21 protein-coding genes are annotated in these 19,831 nt (G+C 39.9%); 18 read left to right on the forward strand and 3 right to left on the reverse strand.

All coding sequences use genetic code 11. From position 1 onward, the window contains the following. Nucleotides 1-47: 47 nt before the first annotated feature. Entirely contained in the window at nt 48-572 is a 525-nt protein-coding gene (locus tag TR08_RS29705) for a hypothetical protein (RefSeq protein ID WP_045524560.1), read from the forward strand. A 110-nt stretch (nt 573-682) separates the two neighbouring features. On the opposite strand, the gene TR08_RS29710 is transcribed toward TR08_RS29705, so the two are convergent. The 3 genes from TR08_RS29710 to TR08_RS29720 all read right to left on the reverse strand — a co-directional run bounded on the left by TR08_RS29710 (nt 683) and on the right by TR08_RS29720 (nt 2,989). Next, nucleotides 683-1,405, reverse strand: a complete 723-nt coding sequence (locus tag TR08_RS29710) for an amino acid ABC transporter ATP-binding protein (RefSeq protein WP_045524562.1) — start codon at nt 1,403-1,405, stop codon at nt 683-685. Beyond that, a complete protein-coding gene (locus tag TR08_RS29715) occupies nt 1,402-2,058 on the reverse strand; it encodes an amino acid ABC transporter permease (RefSeq protein WP_045524564.1) in 657 nt (218 codons plus the stop codon). The genes TR08_RS29710 and TR08_RS29715 overlap by 4 nt, the downstream gene beginning before the upstream one ends. Nucleotides 2,059-2,167: 109 nt before the next feature. Then, on the reverse strand, nt 2,168-2,989 hold the full coding sequence (locus TR08_RS29720; RefSeq protein ID WP_045524565.1) for a basic amino acid ABC transporter substrate-binding protein: 822 nt from the start codon (nt 2,987-2,989) through the stop codon (nt 2,168-2,170). Nucleotides 2,990-3,271: 282 nt separating this feature from the next. Here TR08_RS29720 and TR08_RS29725 point away from each other — a divergent pair, with 282 nt between their 5' ends. From TR08_RS29725 to leuD, 17 genes are all read left to right on the forward strand, one after another. Next, nucleotides 3,272-3,574, forward strand: a complete 303-nt coding sequence (locus TR08_RS29725) for a hypothetical protein (protein ID WP_045524567.1) — start codon at nt 3,272-3,274, stop codon at nt 3,572-3,574. Nucleotides 3,575-3,736: 162 nt separating this feature from the next. Beyond that, nucleotides 3,737-3,874, forward strand: coding sequence for a hypothetical protein (locus tag TR08_RS32945; protein WP_193747884.1), 138 nt, complete (start codon nt 3,737-3,739; stop codon nt 3,872-3,874). A gap of 14 nt (nt 3,875-3,888) precedes the next feature. Beyond that, the gene (gene fbpA / locus TR08_RS34145; RefSeq protein WP_081954708.1) at nt 3,889-4,050 is read left to right on the forward strand and encodes a Fur-regulated basic protein FbpA; all 162 of its coding nucleotides are present in this window, start codon (nt 3,889-3,891) and stop codon (nt 4,048-4,050) included. Between the two features lie 108 nt (nt 4,051-4,158). Next, entirely contained in the window at nt 4,159-4,494 is a 336-nt protein-coding gene (locus TR08_RS29730) for a MerR family transcriptional regulator (RefSeq protein ID WP_045524569.1), read from the forward strand. Between the two features lie 150 nt (nt 4,495-4,644). After that, nucleotides 4,645-5,925 carry an ammonium transporter gene (locus TR08_RS29735; RefSeq protein ID WP_045524571.1) on the forward strand — a complete coding sequence of 427 codons (1,281 nt, stop codon included), beginning with the start codon at nt 4,645-4,647 and terminating at the stop codon, nt 5,923-5,925. A gap of 88 nt (nt 5,926-6,013) precedes the next feature. Continuing rightward, nucleotides 6,014-6,982 carry a DUF294 nucleotidyltransferase-like domain-containing protein gene (locus TR08_RS29740; protein WP_045524573.1) on the forward strand — a complete coding sequence of 323 codons (969 nt, stop codon included), beginning with the start codon at nt 6,014-6,016 and terminating at the stop codon, nt 6,980-6,982. After that, nucleotides 6,982-7,716: an exonuclease domain-containing protein gene (locus TR08_RS29745; RefSeq protein WP_045524575.1), complete on the forward strand. Its 735-nt coding sequence runs from the start codon at nt 6,982-6,984 to the stop codon at nt 7,714-7,716. The genes TR08_RS29740 and TR08_RS29745 overlap by 1 nt, the downstream gene beginning before the upstream one ends. A gap of 411 nt (nt 7,717-8,127) precedes the next feature. Next, nucleotides 8,128-9,036 carry a branched-chain-amino-acid transaminase gene (ilvE, locus tag TR08_RS29750; RefSeq protein WP_045524577.1) on the forward strand — a complete coding sequence of 303 codons (909 nt, stop codon included), beginning with the start codon at nt 8,128-8,130 and terminating at the stop codon, nt 9,034-9,036. A gap of 10 nt (nt 9,037-9,046) precedes the next feature. Further along, complete coding sequence (gene ilvD, locus TR08_RS29755) at nt 9,047-10,717, forward strand: dihydroxy-acid dehydratase (RefSeq protein ID WP_045524579.1); 1,671 nt, start codon at nt 9,047-9,049, stop codon at nt 10,715-10,717. A 133-nt stretch (nt 10,718-10,850) separates the two neighbouring features. Next, nucleotides 10,851-11,045: a hypothetical protein gene (locus TR08_RS29760; protein ID WP_045524580.1), complete on the forward strand. Its 195-nt coding sequence runs from the start codon at nt 10,851-10,853 to the stop codon at nt 11,043-11,045. A gap of 170 nt (nt 11,046-11,215) precedes the next feature. Further along, the gene (gene ilvB, locus TR08_RS29765; protein WP_045524582.1) at nt 11,216-12,943 is read left to right on the forward strand and encodes an acetolactate synthase large subunit; all 1,728 of its coding nucleotides are present in this window, start codon (nt 11,216-11,218) and stop codon (nt 12,941-12,943) included. Continuing rightward, nucleotides 12,940-13,461, forward strand: coding sequence for an acetolactate synthase small subunit (ilvN, locus tag TR08_RS29770; RefSeq protein WP_034677413.1), 522 nt, complete (start codon nt 12,940-12,942; stop codon nt 13,459-13,461). The genes ilvB and ilvN overlap by 4 nt, the downstream gene beginning before the upstream one ends. 23 nt (nt 13,462-13,484) lie before the next feature. After that, entirely contained in the window at nt 13,485-14,516 is a 1,032-nt protein-coding gene (gene ilvC / locus TR08_RS29775; protein WP_045524584.1) for a ketol-acid reductoisomerase, read from the forward strand. Continuing rightward, nucleotides 14,503-16,035, forward strand: a complete 1,533-nt coding sequence (locus TR08_RS29780) for a 2-isopropylmalate synthase (RefSeq protein WP_045524586.1) — start codon at nt 14,503-14,505, stop codon at nt 16,033-16,035. Before ilvC ends, TR08_RS29780 begins: the two co-directional genes overlap by 14 nt. Nucleotides 16,036-16,099: 64 nt before the next feature. Beyond that, on the forward strand, nt 16,100-17,206 hold the full coding sequence (gene leuB, locus TR08_RS29785; RefSeq protein ID WP_045524589.1) for a 3-isopropylmalate dehydrogenase: 1,107 nt from the start codon (nt 16,100-16,102) through the stop codon (nt 17,204-17,206). 603 nt (nt 17,207-17,809) lie between these two features. Continuing rightward, on the forward strand, nt 17,810-19,228 hold the full coding sequence (leuC, locus tag TR08_RS29790) for a 3-isopropylmalate dehydratase large subunit (protein ID WP_045524590.1): 1,419 nt from the start codon (nt 17,810-17,812) through the stop codon (nt 19,226-19,228). Beyond that, a complete protein-coding gene (gene leuD / locus TR08_RS29795; RefSeq protein WP_045524593.1) occupies nt 19,229-19,813 on the forward strand; it encodes a 3-isopropylmalate dehydratase small subunit in 585 nt (194 codons plus the stop codon). The last annotated feature ends 18 nt before the right edge of the window (nt 19,814-19,831 follow it).

Genomic DNA, 19,831 nt, shown 5'->3' on the forward strand with positions numbered 1-19,831 from the left:
CAATTACACCGTATAATGAAATCAATCTACCAAAAGGAGCATTAACTTTGGAAAAGGACGAAGCAGTTTATTTGGCAGATTTGATTGAAAAATCACGACCTGCCACTTTTGATATTAAAAAAATGGAAACAGTACATGGAACATTGCCTGGTTTTCATCAATGGACTAATGGTAAACAAACCTTGGCAGTCTTTGATGTTACTCGGGTCGATAGCGATACTAGCTATTATTTTCTATTCATCGATTGGCACCGCAATGACAACTTTTATTTAGTCGTTTACCTGCATAATAAATCAACCACAGCAGCGGAGCTTAGAGTCATCGAAGAAATAGATGGAATCCCACATATCGTGTGGATGTACAAACCATTGAAACGTGACGGGAAAAACGATCAAAGAAAAGCCTATTTCAAGCAAATGTTTGGCTCGACTACTGTACAAATCAAAGTTCCTGCCTCTACCTTCGAAGTAGAAGGATTCTTTAACCAATTATTTAGACTCTGCCAAAATCGTATAAAAGCGGATAAAATCGTTGACGTATTCGATTTTGAACCTATTAAAAGGAGTAAATAATCATGAAAACCTATAAAAACTGCCAAAGTTTGTTGCTGGATTTTAACGAGAAACACCCATAAGCTTCAAAGATAGCAAAAATAATAGGGAAGCAGCCAGCCTCCCTATTATTATAAAACCTTACTCAAAAAGGCTTTGGTTCGATCTTCCTTTGGATGATCAAATAATTCAATCGGGGTATTTTCTTCAACGATGAGCCCGCCGTCCATAAATATGACGCGGTCCCCTACTTCTTTTGCAAACCCCATTTCATGAGTTACCACAACCATGGTCATGCCTTCTTTAGCAAGCTGTTTCATAACCTCCAAAACCTCTCCGACCATTTCTGGGTCAAGCGCAGAGGTTGGTTCATCAAAAAGCATGATCTTCGGCTCCATCGCCAGCGCTCTTGCAATCGCTACACGCTGTTTTTGCCCCCCCGACAAGGAATCAGGAAACGCTTCTGCTTTATCCTCTAATCCTACTTTCCTTAAAAGCTCTAAAGCTTTTTTTCTCGCTTCCTCTGCTGAAGTGTTTCTTACCTGCATTGGCGCTAGCATGATGTTTTCTATCACTTTTTTATGAGGGAAAAGATTAAACTGCTGAAAAACCATTCCCACTTCGGTCCGTACTTTATTTATATCTGTCTTTTTGTCAGTAATATCAATTCCTTCAATATAGACATGTCCATCAGTTATGGATTCCAAAAGATTTATACAGCGCAGGAAAGTAGATTTACCTGAACCAGATGGACCAATCACAACTACCACCTCTTGTGATTTAACAGTTACATTAATATCCTTAAGGACTTCATTGGTTCCAAAGGACTTTTTTAAATTTTTCACTTCGATCATTCTGTTGCCAGCCTCCTTTCAAGACGGCTTAATATGAAGCTTAAAGAAAGCGTTAATACAAGGTAAATGAGCGCCGCCGTGATATATGGCTCCCATACTCGGAAATATTGACCTTGCATCGCTCGTCCCCAATACATGAGCTCAGGGGCTGCAACTAAGGAAGCGAGTGAAGATTCTTTGATTAAGACTATAAATTCATTACCTAGCGGTGGTATCATTCGTTTAAACGCTTGTGGAAGGATAACATGACGCATAGCCTGTACATGTGTCATTCCGAGAGAACGAGCTGCTTCCATCTGCCCTTTATCAATCGATTGAATCCCTGCACGAAAAATTTCTGCAATGTATGCTGCCGAATTTAATGACAGAGTTAGAATCGCTGCAGCTATTGCATTCGTTCCTCCTGTGAACAGTGGTACTACCGCAAAGTGAATTAACATAATTTGTACCAGCATTGGTGTACCACGGAAAAAGGTAATATAAATACCAAACGGTAAGGATAGAAATTTATTTTTCATCATTTTTCCTAACCCGATAAACAATCCAAGTACTGTCCCTATTAATATACCAGCTAACGAAAGGCCAATTGTCAATAGCGTCCCTTTCAGAAAAAAGGGTGCGTATTCAGCTAAAATATCCCATTGAATATCCATAATAATCCTCCTAATGAAACGTTGACCCTCTGTTAAATTATGTAAGACTAGGTATTAAACCAAAAATTGCGTAACTGCTAGTTTTACAAGAGTTACGCAATTTTTCTTCTTATTGTTGATTTTTTAAGATTTGTACGTCTGGATCTACTTTAAACCATTCATTGTAAATTTTTGCATATGTGCCGTTATCAAATACTTCGTTTAGCGCTTTATCAAAATCAGTTTTTAACTTGCTTCCCTTTGGAAACATTAATCCGTAGAACTCTTGAGCAAATGCGTCCTTATCTTCAAGGATGATAAATTTATCATTTGGATTATTTTTTGCATATTCTTCAATTACTGTATTATCCGCAACAACCGCGTCCGCTCCTCCAGCCTTAAGCTCAAGGATTGCTAAGTTATTGTTTTCAAACTTTTTTATCTGACTGCTGTTTTTACCAAGAAGTCCTTCAACTGCTTCCTGCCCAGTTGTTGCGTTTTGAACAGCAACTGTTTTGTCCTTCAAATCTTCAGCATCTTTTATATCACTGCCTTCTGGAACCATAATCTTATTGGTAGATAAGAAATATGGTACAGAAAAATCATAGGTTTTCTTTCTATCATCATTAATGGTAATCGACGAAATACCAATATCGGCAATTTTCTTCTCTAATTCTACGAATATTGGATCCCACCCTGTATGAGCAATATCAATTTCGTATCCCGCTTCTTTTGCAACCGCTTTAATTAAGTCAATATCAAAGCCTACAATTTCACCCTTATCCTGGTATTCAAATGGTGCGTATGCTGCGTCCGTAACTACGCGGAGAGTTTTCTTTTCCTTATCGGAACCATCCCCATTACCACTTGTTTCACTGGAGCCACAAGCAGTGAGTATTAACATAAATGCCATGACCATGAACGTTGTAAAAAATTTAAAATTCTTCTTCATTTACTTCCCCCCCAAAGTTTTTTAAAAAGTTAATCTTTGAAACATTTTTAATTTTTAGAATATAAGTGATTATAACTTTTTTTGGATACTTATTCAATATTTTATTAAGAAAACTTTACTAATTTACTATTGTAAAAGATTAAAAAAACAATCTGAAAATAGTTTTTACTAGAATAATAAGTACGATGCCAAGAAATATCATCTATTTAGGCACTTGCCCACACTCTCCGCGAATGACTACATAATGTATAGGGTATTAAATAAAAAAGGGAGAGTTGCACAATGTATCCATATGGCTATCATCAAGTTCCTCAAGTGCAGTATGATTACAATCAATATGATCAGTTAGATCCGTATGCACAACAAAACCAATATGACCCGTATGATCCAGATAGACAACCACAACAACTGGAGCGCAGAGTCAATCAACTTGAAAGACAAAATGAGCGTCAGGAAAGAGAAATCAATCAACTTCAACGTGACGTTACCCAACTTCAACGTCGTCTACAACGTGTCAATCAACGCCTGCGTCAAGTGGAAAGACGCTTTAACTTCCCATTCACTCCTTTTGATGGAGAATATTAAAAAGTTTGTAAGGACCAGGCAGTTAACGTCTGGTTCTTTTCAATTTGTAAGATATCCTCTTACATATCAAAAATATTGTCAGTGTTTCTAACACAAACACTGACAATATTAAAAAATTTAAGTAACTTTTACAATATACACACTTTGAAGGGGAGATTGGGAATGTACCGGACGAATGAAATAAAATTAGCAGAGAGAATTATACAGTTAGATAAGTTAAGAGATGAACTTTATGAAGAGTTATTGAAAAAGCTTGGCACAAAAGGTTATGAACTTTTACGAGCACTTCAAAATCATTGAGGAGTTGGATTGCTATGACTAATCAATTGCGTAAAGGAGTCGAAACACTTAAACTATTTTACATTAATAGACTATTTGAATCTGGTCTTTATAACGCTTCAGAGCATGATCTACATTCCCTCACATTAAGTGAACTACAAACCATATTTATAAAGACATTCCCCCCTAAAGAGTAAACGAAAGCATCTTAAGTTACCAAGTATCAAAATCCAATCAATGTAAGGAAAATTAACATAAATTATTGTATAGAATCTAATCACAATAGAGCGTGGTGATATCATAAAATGGCGAATGATTTTTCTTATAAAGATAAAAAAGTGATAACCATTGGAATTGTAAGGGACCTAACTGGTCTTTCAGAAAGGCAAATACGCTATTACGAGGAAAGAAAATTAATTTTTCCTGAAAGATCCTCTGGCGGGAGCAGAAAATATTCCTTTGCTGATGTTGAATTATTAGTGGAAATTGCGAACAAAATTGAAGATGGTGTTCAAACGCATGAAATTAGAAAAGAAATGCTTCGAGCTCAGAAGAAGCAAAATCAGGATGATGTTAGAAGAAAGATGATACAAGGACAATTGAATGCACAATTTGGTTTACGAAAAGGTCCATCTTCTTAACCAGAGGATGGATTTTTCTTTTTATCTGACATCCCCCTAAAAACCATGTTAGAAAACCTCACACATTTGTAGAATCTTCTCCATTTCCATGTAAAAATACAAATACACCAAATGTTAAGAAAATTAACATGAACTAAAGGGGGAGAAATATTGGATACTTTATTCTTAATGAACAGTTTATGGGTAATGGTTGCAGCGGTACTCGTCATACTCATGTTGGGAGGCTTTATACTACTGGAGACGGGATCAACCCGAATGAAAAATGCTGGACATATTGCAGGGAAAACAATACTTACATTTGGTATTTCCTCTGTTGTATTTTGGGCAGTTGGGTATGGATTAATCTTTGGAGCAGGAAACGCACTTATTGGGTTTTCAGACTTTTTCTACTCAGGATATGATATTGAAGGGTTATCACTTTCCGGAGCTGTATTCTTTTTATTCCAATTAGCCTTCGCTGGAATTTCCTTAACAATCGCATTTGGAGGTTTTGCTGAAAGAGCAAAGCTCGGAGCATATCTTGTTTTTGCAATATTATTCTCAGTCATTGTGTATCCGCCAATTGCTCACTGGATTTGGGGCGGAGGCTGGTTAGCCGAACATGGTAAACAAGATTTCGCCGGCTCAACTGTTGTTCACTTAACAGGAGCGATGGCAGCATTTGCAGCTACATTAATCCTTAAGCCTCGTATTGGAAAATATAATAAAGATGGTTCAGCAAATAATCTCGCAGGCCACAACCAAGTATTTACTGCACTAAGCGTGCTAATTTTATGGGTTGGATGGTTCGGATTTAATGCAGGATCTACTGTTTCTGTTGACGGTGCATTTTTTGGTTTCGTAGCACTTAATACCAACCTAGCAGCAGGCGCTGGGGTCATTGCAGCGATGATTATCTCTTGGATTGTGATGGGAAAAGCAGATGTCCCAATGATGTTAAATGGTGCCTTAGCAGGTTTAGTAGCTATTACGGCTTCCTGTGCTTTTGTTGATACATGGGCTGCCGTCCTAATCGGTTTCATTGCAGGATTCCTTGTATTTTATAGCATTCGATTCTTTGAAAGCAAAGGAATTGATGATCCAATCGCTGCCTTGTCTGTACACGGTGCAGCAGGTGTTTGGGGAACCTTATCAACAGGATTGTTTGCAACACCAGAATTAGCAACAGTTGGAGAGCCAGGATTATTTTACGGAGGCGGCTTACACCAACTCGGCGTTCAGGCATTAGGAGTTGTAAGCAGTGGTGCTTTTGCTTTTATCGTTTCCTTTATCCTATTAACCATTATGAAAGCTGTCATGAATGGCTTGCGTGTTACAGAAGAAGAAGAAATTATTGGTCTTGACATGAGCGAGCATGGAAGCTATGGTTACCCTGAAATGGTAAAAGCAGAAAAAACCACAATTAGTTCAGAGCCAAAGTTGAACGCTTAATAGCCATATTTCTAAAACCATTCCCCCATCCCCTTTCAGGCAGAAAGGGGATGGAAATGTATTTTTATATATAGGGGGAACTTAATGAATGACCAGCTATTTAGAGATTAGAAGATTCCGTGATGACCAAATTATTTGGGTTTCTCGCAATCATTTACAGTTAAACCAGCTTCATGATGAAATCATCCATCGTGTAATCACGGTATCAGTTAAAGAAATAGAAGAAAGATACGGGCCCCTGCCCTGCCCTTTTACCTTTTTTATGATGGGTAGTGCTGGAAGGTTTGAGCAATCCGTCTGGAGCGATCAGGACCATGGCATTATTTATCAACAGCAAGGCACAGAAATAAATGATCACTTTTTGGCATTAGGGAAAGAAATCTCACACGGCTTGCAACTAGCCGGCTATGAATATTGTGATGGAGCTGTTATGGCAAGCAATCCCTTATGGTGTAAATCACTATCCGAATGGAGGAGGCAATTAGCCAATTGGTCCATCGACTCGAATTGGCAATCGATTCGCCAGCTATTGATTTTTATTGATGGTCGATCCCTTTATGGTGAAGCAAGCTTTCTAGAAAACTTAAAGATTGAAGTATATCAGACTATCAAAAATGAGAATCTCTTAAAAAAAGTACTTGATAATACCCTGCACCTAAAAAAAGGAATTGGCGTGCTAGGGCAAATCCTAGTGGAAACACACGGACCACATTCGGGTTCCCTAAATATAAAAGAAAAAGCCCTTTTTCCATATGTAAATGCGATACGTCTATTGGCTATAAAAGGGAATATACTCGAAACCTCTACTCTGTCCCGGCTGAAAAAGCTGCCCGAAATTGAACTACCTATTATTAAGAAAGAAATATATAAGCAACAGTTTTTGAAATTACTAAACCTTCGCCTATCACTATCAAAACCTGACAATTACGAAAATAGCCATTATCTTCCTGTAGCATCCCTTTCAAAAAAACAAAAGGAAGAAGTAAAAGAAATATTGAAAAACGGGGCTGCCCTTTATCGTTATGTCAGAAATTTAGTAGAAAAGGAGAATTACTAATGGGAATGAATGATATGATCCAATTTTTCAGGCAGATGTCAGGTAGACTTGGTCCCAACATTTATGCAGGAGTTCAGGGGCAGACTAACATGCAAAATATCTCATTTATTAGACAGCTTCAAAAAGAAATGAAAGTGAATAACTGCCTTGACACGCCCCTTCACGAATTAAAAGTTGTTGTGTTTGATTTAGAAACGACCGGTTTCTATCCTGAAAAAGGAGATCGAGTCATCTCCATCGGCGCTATCAAAATGACAGGGAATGTAATCATAGAAACTGAAACTTTTTATTCCCTAGTACATTCTCCAAATAGTCTTTCAGAGGAAATCTCAGTCTTGACCAACATTTGTGAAGAAGAATTACGTCGTGCACCCTTTGCCTCTGAAGTGTTAATGGATTTTTTCAAATTTGTTAAAAATCATGCACTTGTTGCCCACCACGCCAAGCATGAACAGGCCTTTATGCAAAAAATGACATGGGATCTATTAAAAACTAGATTTGAACACAGAATTATTGATACCACCTTTTTACTGCGCCTATCAAATCCTCTAATTAAATCTATTCCACTCGAAGATGCCTGCAAGAAATGTGGAATTGATGTAATCAATCGTCATCACGCCCTAGGTGATGCGAAACTGACAGCGCATATTTGGGGTCATTATTTGGAGTTTGCCCAATCAATGGGTTATAAAAATCTACGAGAGATATACGAATATCTTGCGAAAATTAGATAGTAGCAAAAGTAAAAAACTAATATAGTGAAAAACTAATGATCCTTTTTTTACCGTTGATCGGCTTATTAATCCAAGCCATTTTATAAGTTGACTATAATAGAATCCCCGTATGAAATTACCTCTTTTCACTCTTCTTATTAGACCTCAAAAAAAATTTTTTTACTATTTTTATTTCTCGCTAACCTTAATCTGACAAGAATGAAAACGCTATCAATTTTTCGGATTTATTTGAATTGTCAGTTTTTTATATTGACCAAGATTTAGATTGGGTGTAAGATTACTGAAAATATAATTTGTAGTAAATATTCTAATAAATTTACATGCCTTCGGTCATTCCTTAAATAGGAGATATGGCATGGATTTTCTTTAAATTATCTAAAAAATGTTTCATGACTAAAAGGAGTGGTTAGGTTGGGAAGTCAATGGATATTCCTTGGCGAAGAATTCGTCAAGAAAGAGGATGCTGTAGTTTCAGTTTTTGACCATGGATTTTTATATGGAGATGGAGTATTTGAAGGCATTCGTGTTTATAGCGGAAACGTCTTTAGACTCGATGCTCACTTAAAAAGACTGTTCGAATCAGCACAATCCATTATGCTGAAAATTCCTTATACACAGGAAGAAATGACACAATTAATTGTGGATACAATCAGAAAAAATGAATTAGACAGCGCCTATATTCGTGTCGTAGTTTCACGAGGTAAAGGAAATCTCGGCCTAGACCCTTCCTCCTGCTCGAAACCAAGCGTTATTATAATCGCTGAGGAATTGAAAATGTATCCTCAGGAATATTACGATCGAGGAATCAAAATTGCATCAGTGCCAAGCAGAAGAAATCGACCAGATGTACTTAGTCCTCAAATTAAATCACTTAACTATTTAAATAATATTCTAGTTAAATTAGAAGCCAATCAAGCTGGTGTAGAGGAAGCTTTAATGCTCAATGATCAAGGATATGTAACAGAAGGTTCCGCTGACAATATCTTCATTGTAAAAAATGGAGTTATTTACACCCCTCCTGTTTACTTGGGAGCATTAGAAGGTATTACCAGAAACGCTATTATTGATGTAGCAAAAGCGAAAGGTTATGAGGTTAGAGAATCTCCATTCACTCGGCATGATGTTTATGTTGCTGATGAGGTGTTCTTAACCGGAACAGCTGTAGAAGTCATTGCTGTAATTAATGTTGATGGCCGGATCATTAGCAGCGGCAAACCAGGCGACGTTACAAATGACTTATTAGAAGAATTCAGAAAAATCGTAACAACGGACGGTGTGGCTTGTTATCCTGAATCATCAAACCATGCCATAGTCAGTTAGGAGATAAATAATGCGAAGCGATATGATTAAAAAGGGGATTGATCGTGCTCCCCACCGCAGCTTATTATACGCTACTGGGGTAACAGTGAAGGACCTGGAAAAACCGTTTATCGGTGTCTGTAACTCATTTATTGAAATTATCCCTGGACATAAACACCTTAATCATTTCGGTGAAATTGTAAAAGAAGCAATACGAGAAGCTGGCGGAATACCTTTTGAATTTAACACTATTGGTGTAGATGACGGAATTGCAATGGGGCATATTGGAATGCGTTACTCCCTGCCAAGCCGTGAAATTATTGCTGACAGTGCTGAAACTGTAATTAATGCTCACTGGTTCGATGGTGTATTCTACATTCCGAACTGTGACAAAATTACACCAGGGATGTTAATGGCCGCAGCCAGAACCAACGTTCCATCTGTATTTGTTTCAGGTGGTCCCATGGAAGCAGGCGTTTCTCCAACGACTGGTAAGAATCTTTCCCTCACCTCCGTTTTTGAAGGCGTCGGTGCTTACCATAGTGGTTCGATGACACAGCAGGAGTTGCTCGACATTGAAACAAATGCTTGCCCTACTTGCGGTTCATGCTCAGGAATGTTCACTGCTAACTCGATGAATTGCCTAATGGAAGTCTTAGGGATGACAGTTCCTGGTAATGGAACGATTGTCGCTACTTCAGCGGAAAGACATGAGTTAATCCGTCACGCTGCAAGACATCTTGTGGAATTAGTAAAAAATGATATTCGTCCTCGTGACATTATCACAAGAGAAGCGATTGACAACGCATTTGCTTTGGATATGGCCATGGGGGGATCGACTAACACCGTTCTACATACCCTAGCCATCGCTCATGAAGCAGGTATTGAATATGATTTACGGGATATCAACAAAATTGCTGAAAAGGTACCATATTTAGCAAAAATTATGCCCGCGTCCGATTATTCTATGGAAGATATTCATCATGCTGGCGGAGTTAGTGCCATTATCAATGAGCTTTATAAAGTTGAAGGTGCACTGCATAAGGATTGCTTAACGATTACTGGAAAAACTCTTCAAGAAAATGTGAAGGATGCAACAATAACAAATGAGAATGTTATCCGTACCAAAGACAATCCATATAGCCCTGTTGGCGGACTATCCATCCTATATGGAAATATTGCTCCAGATGGCAGTGTTATCAAAGTCGGTGCCGTTGATCCATCGATTAAAACATTCCTTGGTGAAGCAATCGTTTTTGAGTCTCAAGAAGAAGCGCAAGAAAATATAAATAATGGCACTGTGCATGCAGGACACGTTGTGGTTATTCGCTATGAAGGTCCAAAAGGCGGTCCAGGAATGCCAGAAATGCTTGCCCCTACATCCGCAATTATGGGGCGTGGATTAGGTAAAGAAGTTGCACTAATAACTGATGGCCGCTTCTCAGGTGCCAGCCGCGGTATTTCAATCGGACATATATCACCGGAAGCAGCAGAAGGCGGACCTATTGCTCTTGTTGAAAATGGTGACAAAATCCTAATCGACCTACTGGCTCGGTCCATTGAATTGCTTGTGGATGACGAGGTTTTAGCGGAAAGAAGACGCTTATGGCAAAAGCCAGAACCAAAAATCAAAACCGGCTACCTAGCCAAATACGCAAAGTTAGTTACATCCGCTAATACAGGCGGGGTTATGAAGATATAGAAACAAAAAATTTTACTGTAACTTTAACCTACTTAGGGTTTAGGCTCCCTTTTAATCGCCGAGGTTAAAGACATTTCAGTAGATTTGAAAAATTCATAGACAAAATCGATGACGGGAATAAAGGAATAAGAAAATGTATTTTCAGAGAGCTGGGGTTGCTGGAAGCCCAGTAATACACCTTATTCCGACATCATCCCTGAGTATTGAGCTGAACAGTCCTTACTTATTAGGCTCAATCGGGTGTTCTTTTGGAGCACCTGTTACCAAAAGAAGCGGTTATGATTCATTTCAGCCGCTTCAAGAGGCAGTATTCGTGAGGATGCTGTAAAACCGGGTGGTACCGAGAAAAGGAAGGCCTTTTCTCCCCGATATATTCTGCTAATGTTTTTTGTAACTGCAGTTTATTCGGAGAGATTATGGCCTTCTTTTACTATTTTGGGATGATATCCATAAATTTTTTAAAAAAAGATTCGAACATTCACAAGGAGGGATTACAAGGTGAAAGTAGAAGCAAAGCCGGACTTCCAAACCAGTACGGCACCAAAAACGGGTGCAGACCTGCTCATTGACTTATTAATTAATGAAGGTGTTGATACGCTTTTTGGGTATCCGGGGGGTGCCGTTCTGCCAATATATGATGCGATTTACCGTGCGAGAGACACCATTAAACACGTCCTTTTCCGTCATGAGCAAGGAAGTATTCATGCGGCTGAAGGATATGCCCGCATTACTGGAAAACCCGGTGTTGTAATTGCAACTTCAGGTCCTGGGGCAACCAACCTGGTTACTGGAATTACAGACGCGATGATGGATTCTTTACCTCTAGTCATTTTCACTGGTCAGGTTGCACGAGGTGTCATCGGAACAGACGCATTTCAGGAAGCAGATGTTATGGCTATCACAACACCAATCACAAAGCATAATTATCAGGTACAATCCATTTCTGACTTGCCTAGGATTGTAAAAGAAGCATTTCATATTGCTTCTACAGGGCGTCCAGGTCCGGTTTTAATTGATGTTCCAAAAGACATATCTGCAGGAGAATTATTCGAAATACCTGAGGAAGGAACGATCCACCTGCCTGGATATCAGCCAACAACAAAGCCAAATCCGCTGCAGATCAAAAAACTTGCCGATGCGATTACAAAGTCAAGAAAACCGGTTATTCTAGCTGGTGCTGGTATTCTTCACGGTAAAGCTTCTACAGAGTTAACAGCTTTTGCTGAAAAGCACAAGATTCCAGTTGTAACCACTCTTCTTGGTCTTGGAACTTTCCCAGCAAACAATCCTCTCTCTCTCGGGATGGGCGGCATGCATGGAACATATACAGCAAACATGGCAATATACGAATCAGATTTACTAATTAATATAGGTGCCCGCTTTGATGACCGGCTTACAGGAAATCTAAAGCACTTCGCTCCAAATGCCAAGGTTGCCCATATTGATATCGACCCTGCTGAAATTGGAAAAAATGTTCCAACAAATATTCCAATTGTTTCTGATTCAAAGGAAGCATTGGTTGAACTAATCAATCAGACAGCAGAATCACCCGAAACTGAAGGATGGTTAGAAACACTAAATAAGTATAAAGAAGAATTCCCATTATGGTATAAACACGATCCAAACGGAATGTCCCCACAATGGTTGATTGAAGCCATTCATAAAGTAACAAATGGTAATGCCGTTGTCACGACGGACGTTGGTCAGCACCAAATGTGGGCCGCTCAGTATTACAATTTTGAAAAACCGCATCGCTGGGTTACATCAGGAGGACTTGGAACGATGGGCTTCGGCTTCCCTGCTGCAATTGGAGCGCAAATGGCTTCACCAGGAAGCACAGTTGTAGCCATTGTCGGCGACGCTGGTTTCCAAATGACTCTGCAAGAGTTATCCGTTATTTATGAACAAAATTTACCGATTAAGATCATTATCGTCAATAACGGTGCCCTAGGTATGGTTCGACAATGGCAGGAATTATTACATGGCAACCGTATTTCCGAGTCCATTCTTCAAACACAGCCAGATTTTGTGAAGCTAGCTGAAAGCTATCATATCAGGGGAATAAAGATTGAAAGCCAAGAAGAATTAATCACTAAGCTCCCTGAAGTATTTGCTTACGATGGTCCTGTTTTAATGGATTGCCGAGTGCTTCAGCAGGAAAAAGTCTTCCCAATGATTGCTCCTGGAAAAGGTATACATGAAATGATTGGGGTGAAACCATCATGAAACGGATTATTTCCTTAACCGTTCAGGACCGAAGTGGTGTCTTAAATCGAGTAACAGGTCTGTTGCAAAGACGACAATTTAATATTTCAAGTATCTCTGTTGGTCCGACTGAAACCGAAGGTATTTCAAAAATGACCCTAGTGGTTGAAGTTGAAGATGAACAACGACTTGAACAAGTTACGAAACAACTGAACAAGCAAATTGACGTATTAAAGGTTTCCGATATTACGGATAAGGCGATTGTCGCGCGTGAACTTGCTTTAATCAAAGTGGCGGGCAGTTCACAGCTTCGCAGTGAGATCAACGGAATTATTGACCCATTCCGCGCTCTAATTATTGATGTAAGCAAAGACAGTTTAACGATTCAGATCACGGGTCGACCAGACAAAATTGACGCATTGATAGACCTTCTTCGCCCATATGGAATAAAAGAGATTGCTAGAACAGGATTAACCGCCTTCTTACGCGGACATCAACCACAAGTTAACGAGTTAACTACCTACTCTCAAATAAAATAAACATTTTCGAAGGGATGATTATAATGGCAAAAGTATTATATAACGGAGATATTCAAGAGGCAGTTTTACAAGGAAAGAAGATCGCAGTAATCGGATATGGCTCTCAAGGTCATGCACATGCACTTAACTTAAAGGAAAGCGGCTTTGACGTAGTTGTTGGTTTAAGAGGCGGAAAGTCTTGGGATAAAGCAGTTGAAGATGGAGTTGAAGTTACTTCTGTAGCAGAGGCAACTGCACAAGCTGACGTTGTAATGGTATTACTTCCTGATGAAATGCAGCCAAAGGTATACGAAGAAAGCATTAAACCTAATCTTGAAGCTGGAAACGCACTAGTATTTGCTCATGGCTTTAACGTTCATTTTACACAAATTGTTCCACCAGCTGATGTAGACGTATTCTTAGTTGCTCCTAAAGGACCAGGACATTTAGTTCGACGCACATATACAGAAGGCGCTGGTGTTCCAGCACTATACGCAGTTTACCAAGACTACACTGGCCAAGCGCGTGACCTAGCACTAGCTTATTCTAAAGGTATCGGCTCAGCCCGCGCTGGTGTATTGGAAACTTCTTTCCAAGAAGAAACAGAAACAGATCTATTTGGAGAACAAGCAGTTCTTTGCGGTGGTACTACTGCCCTAATCAAAGCTGGTTTCGAAACTCTTGTTGAAGCTGGTTATCAGCCTGAAGTTGCCTACTTTGAGTGTTTACACGAATTAAAATTAATCGTTGACCTTCTTTATGAAGGAGGATTAGAAAACATGCGTTATTCTATCTCTGATACAGCTCAATGGGGAGATTTCGTTTCTGGACCACGTGTTGTTAACGAAGATACAAAAGCGCGCATGAAAGATGTATTAAAAGATATCCAAACTGGCGCCTTCGCAAAAGGATGGATTCTTGAAAATCAAGCGAACCGCCCACAATTCAATGCGATTAACCGCAGCGAAAACAATCACCCAATTGAGGTTGTCGGCCGTGAGCTTCGTGCCTTAATGCCATTTATTAAAAAGCCTGTAAACCAAAAGAAAGAAGTGGTGGTAAATGGTTCACGTTAACATCTTTGATACGACACTGCGCGATGGTGAACAGTCTCCTGGTGTAAATTTAAACCAGCTCGAAAAACTAGAAATCGCTAGACAACTAGAAAGGTTTGGCGTGGATATTATGGAGGCCGGGTTCCCGGCTTCCTCCCAAGGGGATTTCGAAGCTGTTAGAGCAATTGCCCGGACGATTAAAAATAGTTCCGTCACAGGCCTGGCAAGAGCAACCAAGTCGGACATTGACATTGCGTGGGACGCATTAAAGGATGCAGCAGAACCAAGGTTGCACGTTTTTCTTGCCACCTCCCCTATTCATATGAAATATAAATTGTTCAAAACACCTGAGCAAGTAATTCAAACGTCTGTCGATATGGTGAGTTATGCAAAACAAAGATTCCCTCATATCGAATGGTCTGCTGAAGACGCATCCCGCTCAGATCTTGATTTTCTTGTTCAAATCATTACCAAGGTCATAGACGCTGGAGCAACCGTCATAAATCTACCTGACACTGTAGGTTATGCAACTCCTGCGGAATATGGTTACATGTTCCGCTATATCAGAGAAAACGTTCCAAATATCCATAAGGCATCATTATCCTGCCATTGCCATGATGATCTAGGAATGGCTGTCGCCAATTCACTTGCAGCCATCGAAAATGGAGTTACCCAGGTGGAAGGAACGGTTAACGGGATTGGGGAACGTGCGGGGAATGCCTCACTTGAGGAAATTGCAGTAGCTCTTAATATTAGAAAAGATAAGTATCCTTATACTACAAATCTAGTTTTAAAAGAAATCAAGCGCACCAGTGACCTAGTCAGTCGTTTCACTGGTATGATTGTTCCTGGAAATAAAGCGGTAGTTGGAAAAAATGCCTTTGCCCATGAGTCTGGTATTCATCAGGACGGTGTATTAAAAAACACCTTAACCTATGAAATTATCACACCTGAAATGGTCGGTATTCAATCAAATGATTTAGTTCTTGGTAAGCATTCCGGACGTCATGCATTTAAAGATAAAATTGAAAATATGGGCTTTACATTATCAGCTGAAAAGCTTCAAGAAGCATTTACAGCTTTTAAACAGCTCACCGACCGTAAAAAAGAAGTTACCGATGAAGATTTATTTACCATTTTAACAGACATCCAAACAGCCGTTGCTGATGTTAAAAAATATGAACTTGTGGCTTTCCAAGTTCATTATGGTTCTGCCAACCTCCCTACTGCTACTGTTGCACTCAATACGCCAGAAGGTGTTCGAGTTGAAACAGCACGTACGGGTTCAGGAAGCGTTGAAGCTCTAATGAACACATTGGAAGCTCTAATTAAAGAAGAAATTCATCTTACTGATTTTAAATTAAATTCTGTTGGTCAAGGGCGAGACGCCTTGGCTGAAGTACATGTAAAAATGACGGTTGATGGTGAAAAAGTAAGTGGCCGCGGATCAGCTCAAGACGTATTAGAAGCTTCTGCAAAAGCGTTCTTGAATACTGTTAATCGAGTATTTTTTAACCAAAAAGCTGTTGTTCAAGCTTAAACCAGCTCAAGCTTAAGAGTCTTTCTGCGAGGCGATGTAAAAAATGATGAGGAGGTTGCTTCGAATGAAAAAACATATTGTATTACTACCTGGTGATGGGATTGGCAAGGAAGTTATTAATTCTGCAAAAGACGTATTGAACGCAATTGCTGAAGAGTTTAACCATAGTTTTACCTTCGAATCCCATGAGATCGGAGGGGCAGCCATTGACCTATACGGTACACCGCTGCCGGAAACAACAGTTGACGCCTGCAAGCAAGCTGATGCTGTATTATTAGGTGCTGTTGGAGGCCCAAAATGGGATAACAACCCCTCCCATTTACGCCCTGAAAGAGGATTACTCGGAATTCGCAAGGCCCTTGATTTATATGCAAATTTAAGACCGATTAAAGGATTTAAAAATTTGCTGCATGCTTCTCCTTTGAAAGAGGAAGTTGTGGCGGGCAGCGATTTATTGATTGTCCGTGAGTTAACTGGAGGCATTTATTTCGGTACTCCTAGTGAACGTCGTGACAACGGTCAAACAGTAGTTGATACACTTGCTTACACTCGGAAAGAGATTGAAAGAATCGTAGACAAAGCATTCCAGGCGGCCCAAGGGCGGCGTGGACTCCTTACCTCTGTTGATAAAGCGAATGTATTGGAATCCAGTAAAATGTGGCGTGAAATTGTGGAAGAGAAAAAAGCCCAGTATCCAGATGTTACGGTTGAGCATGTTCTCGTTGATGCCGCTGCAATGAAATTGATTACAAATCCTTCTAAGTTCGATGTTATTGTTACAGAGAACATGTTCGGTGACATTCTTAGTGATGAAGCCTCAGTATTAACAGGCTCACTTGGAATGCTAGCCTCAGCCAGCCTGAGTGAAGATGGTGTTGGTTTATATGAACCAGTTCATGGCTCAGCACCAGACATTGCCGGCAAAGGGATTGCCAATCCAGCAGCGATGATTTTATCAACTGCGTTAATGTTGCGTTACTCTTTCCAATTAAACGATGAGGCGAAACTGATCGAGGATGCAGTCCAGTCTGTGTTGGATGCTGGATTCCATACTGCAGACCTTCAAATTCCAGAAGGAAGACTTGTCGGAACTGCAGAAATGACTCGTCATATTGTTGATTTTATTAAGTCTCAAAACGCATCAAAATGTATCATGAGCTGTTATGTGTAATTGACCGCAGCTGGGCTCATCAGTCCAGCTGCTTCTCCCTATTTAGGAAACTTATTTTTATGGCATACCGGAGATATTACTTCGAGATTCGGAGTTATATCTTCAGGAGCCCAGAGATATCTCCAGAATCGCAAGGAAGTCTGGAGTGACCGTAGATCATATAGAAAAAACTTTTGGGTCAATGCAGATAGGCTGGAGTGACCGTAGATCATATAGAAAATGCCTTTGGGTCAATACAGATAGGCTGGAGTGACCGTAGATCATATAGAAAATGCTTTTGGGTCAATGTAGATAGGCTGGAGTGACCGTAGATCATATAGAAAATGCTTTTGGGGCAATGTAGATAGGCTGGAGTGACCGTAGATCATATAGAAAATGCTTTTGGGTCAATGCAGATAGGCTGGAGTGACCGTAGATCATGTAGAAAATGCTTTTGGGTCAATGCAGATAGGCTGGAGTGACCGTAGATCATATAGAAAATGCTTTTGGGTCAATGTAGATATATCTTAGCATCGCAGTATATCCCTATTATGAAAATACTCTTTAACACTTTGGGGACATCTTCCCCTCTCCACTAAATCTATAAACGTGAGGTAGGACACTATGCAAAAGCCAAAAAATATTATTCAAAAAGTTTGGGAGCAGCATGTTGTACATCAAGAAGCAGGAAAACCTGATTTACTTTATATTGATTTGCATCTTGTTCATGAAGTAACCTCTCCTCAGGCATTCGAAGGATTACGAATGAATGGACGAAAAGTGCGTCGCCCGGATCTGACTTATGCAACAATGGATCACAATGTTTCAACGCGTGATCGAAATGTAATCAAGGATCCTATTTCAAAGAAACAAATTGATACATTGAAAGAGAACTGTCAGGAATTTGGTGTTGAACTCTCTGATCGTCAACACCCAGACAATGGAATTGTCCATGTAATTGGTCCTGAACTTGGCCTTACACAGCCTGGAAAAACAATCGTCTGTGGTGATAGTCATACTTCTACACATGGTGCGTTTGGTGCTCTAGCGTTCGGTATCGGGACAAGTGAAGTAGAACATGTCCTGGCAACACAAACACTTTGGCAAGCACCTCCAAAAACGATGAATGTTAAAATGAATGGAAAGCTTGGAACAGGCGTAACAGCGAAGGATTTAATCTTAGCGATTATCGGTAAATTTGGGGTTCAATTCGGAACTGGTTATGTGATGGAATACACAGGTGAAGCGATTCGCTCCCTTTCAATGGAAGAACGTATGACCGTTTGTAATATGTCTATTGAGGGCGGAGCCAGAGCAGGCTTGATTGCTCCGGATGAAACGACCTTTGAATACTTAAAAGGACGTCGACATGTTCCGAAGGGAGAAGCATTCGAGGAAGCAGTAGCAAAATGGCGGACACTCTCCACTGAAGAAGGTGCCGAATATGACGCTGTTGTTGAAATTGAGGCATCTGAGGTTGAACCGCAGGTTACATGGGGAACTAACCCAGGCATGTGCATCCCTATTACAGCCTCTGTTCCAAACCCGGAAGAAGAAGAAAAGTCTAATAAAAAAGATGAGATTTCTCGTGCCCTTCAATATATGGGACTTGAAGCGGATCAACCTATTTCAAGTGTAAAAATTGATCATGTCTTTATCGGTTCTTGTACGAATTCACGATTAAGTGATTTACGAAAAGCGGCGGATGTCGTTCGTGGGCACAAGGTTAACCCTAAGGTTAAGGCCATTGTTGTTCCGGGCTCTTTTAGTGTAAAACTTGCTGCCGAAAAAGAAGGCATTGACCAAATTTTTAAAGAAGCAGGCTTTGAATGGCGTGAAGCTGGCTGTAGTATGTGCCTGGCAATGAATGATGACATTGTTCCTCCAGGCGGGCGCTGTGCCTCCACTTCTAACCGTAACTTTGAAGGTCGTCAAGGAAACGGATCTCGTACCCACCTTGTTAGCCCGGAAATGGCAGCTGCTGCTGCAGTTGCAGGTCATTTCGTTGATGTTCGTCAGTTCACTGCACAGGAGGTATTATAAATGGAACCACTACGCATCCATACCGGAGTCGTTTGCCCGTTAAATCGAAGTAATATTGATACAGACCAAATTATTCCGAAGCAATTTCTAAAAAGAATTGAGCGAAGTGGATTTGGGCAGTTTTTATTTTATCACTGGCGCTTTGATGACGATGGTAACCTTCGAAAAGATTTTTCTATGAATCATCCAAAATATCAAGGAGCATCTATTTTAGTAGCTGGTGAAAACTTTGGCTGTGGATCCTCTCGTGAACATGCACCCTGGGCGATTCAGGACTTTGGTTTTAAAGTTGTTATTGCCCAAAGCTATGCAGATATTTTTAAAAATAACTGCGTGAAAAACGGCATTCTCACTATTCAAGCAAGTGAAGAACAGGTTCAAACCATCATGCGCAAGGCCGAATCTGAGGGGTACACACTCACTGTGAACCTCGAAGACCAAGTGGTTTATGATAATCAAGGTTTAGAAATTAAGTTCGATATCCCACCTTATCCTAAAGAAATGCTGCTTAACGGCTGGGATGAAATTGGAGTTACGTTAAATTACGAAGATAAAATTTCACAATATGAGCTAGCAAGTAAATAAAAAAATGAGCTTGGATGT

The organism is Neobacillus niacini, assembly GCF_000759675.1.
GTDB classification, from domain to species: domain Bacteria; phylum Bacillota; class Bacilli; order Bacillales; family Cytobacillaceae; genus Neobacillus; species Neobacillus niacini_A.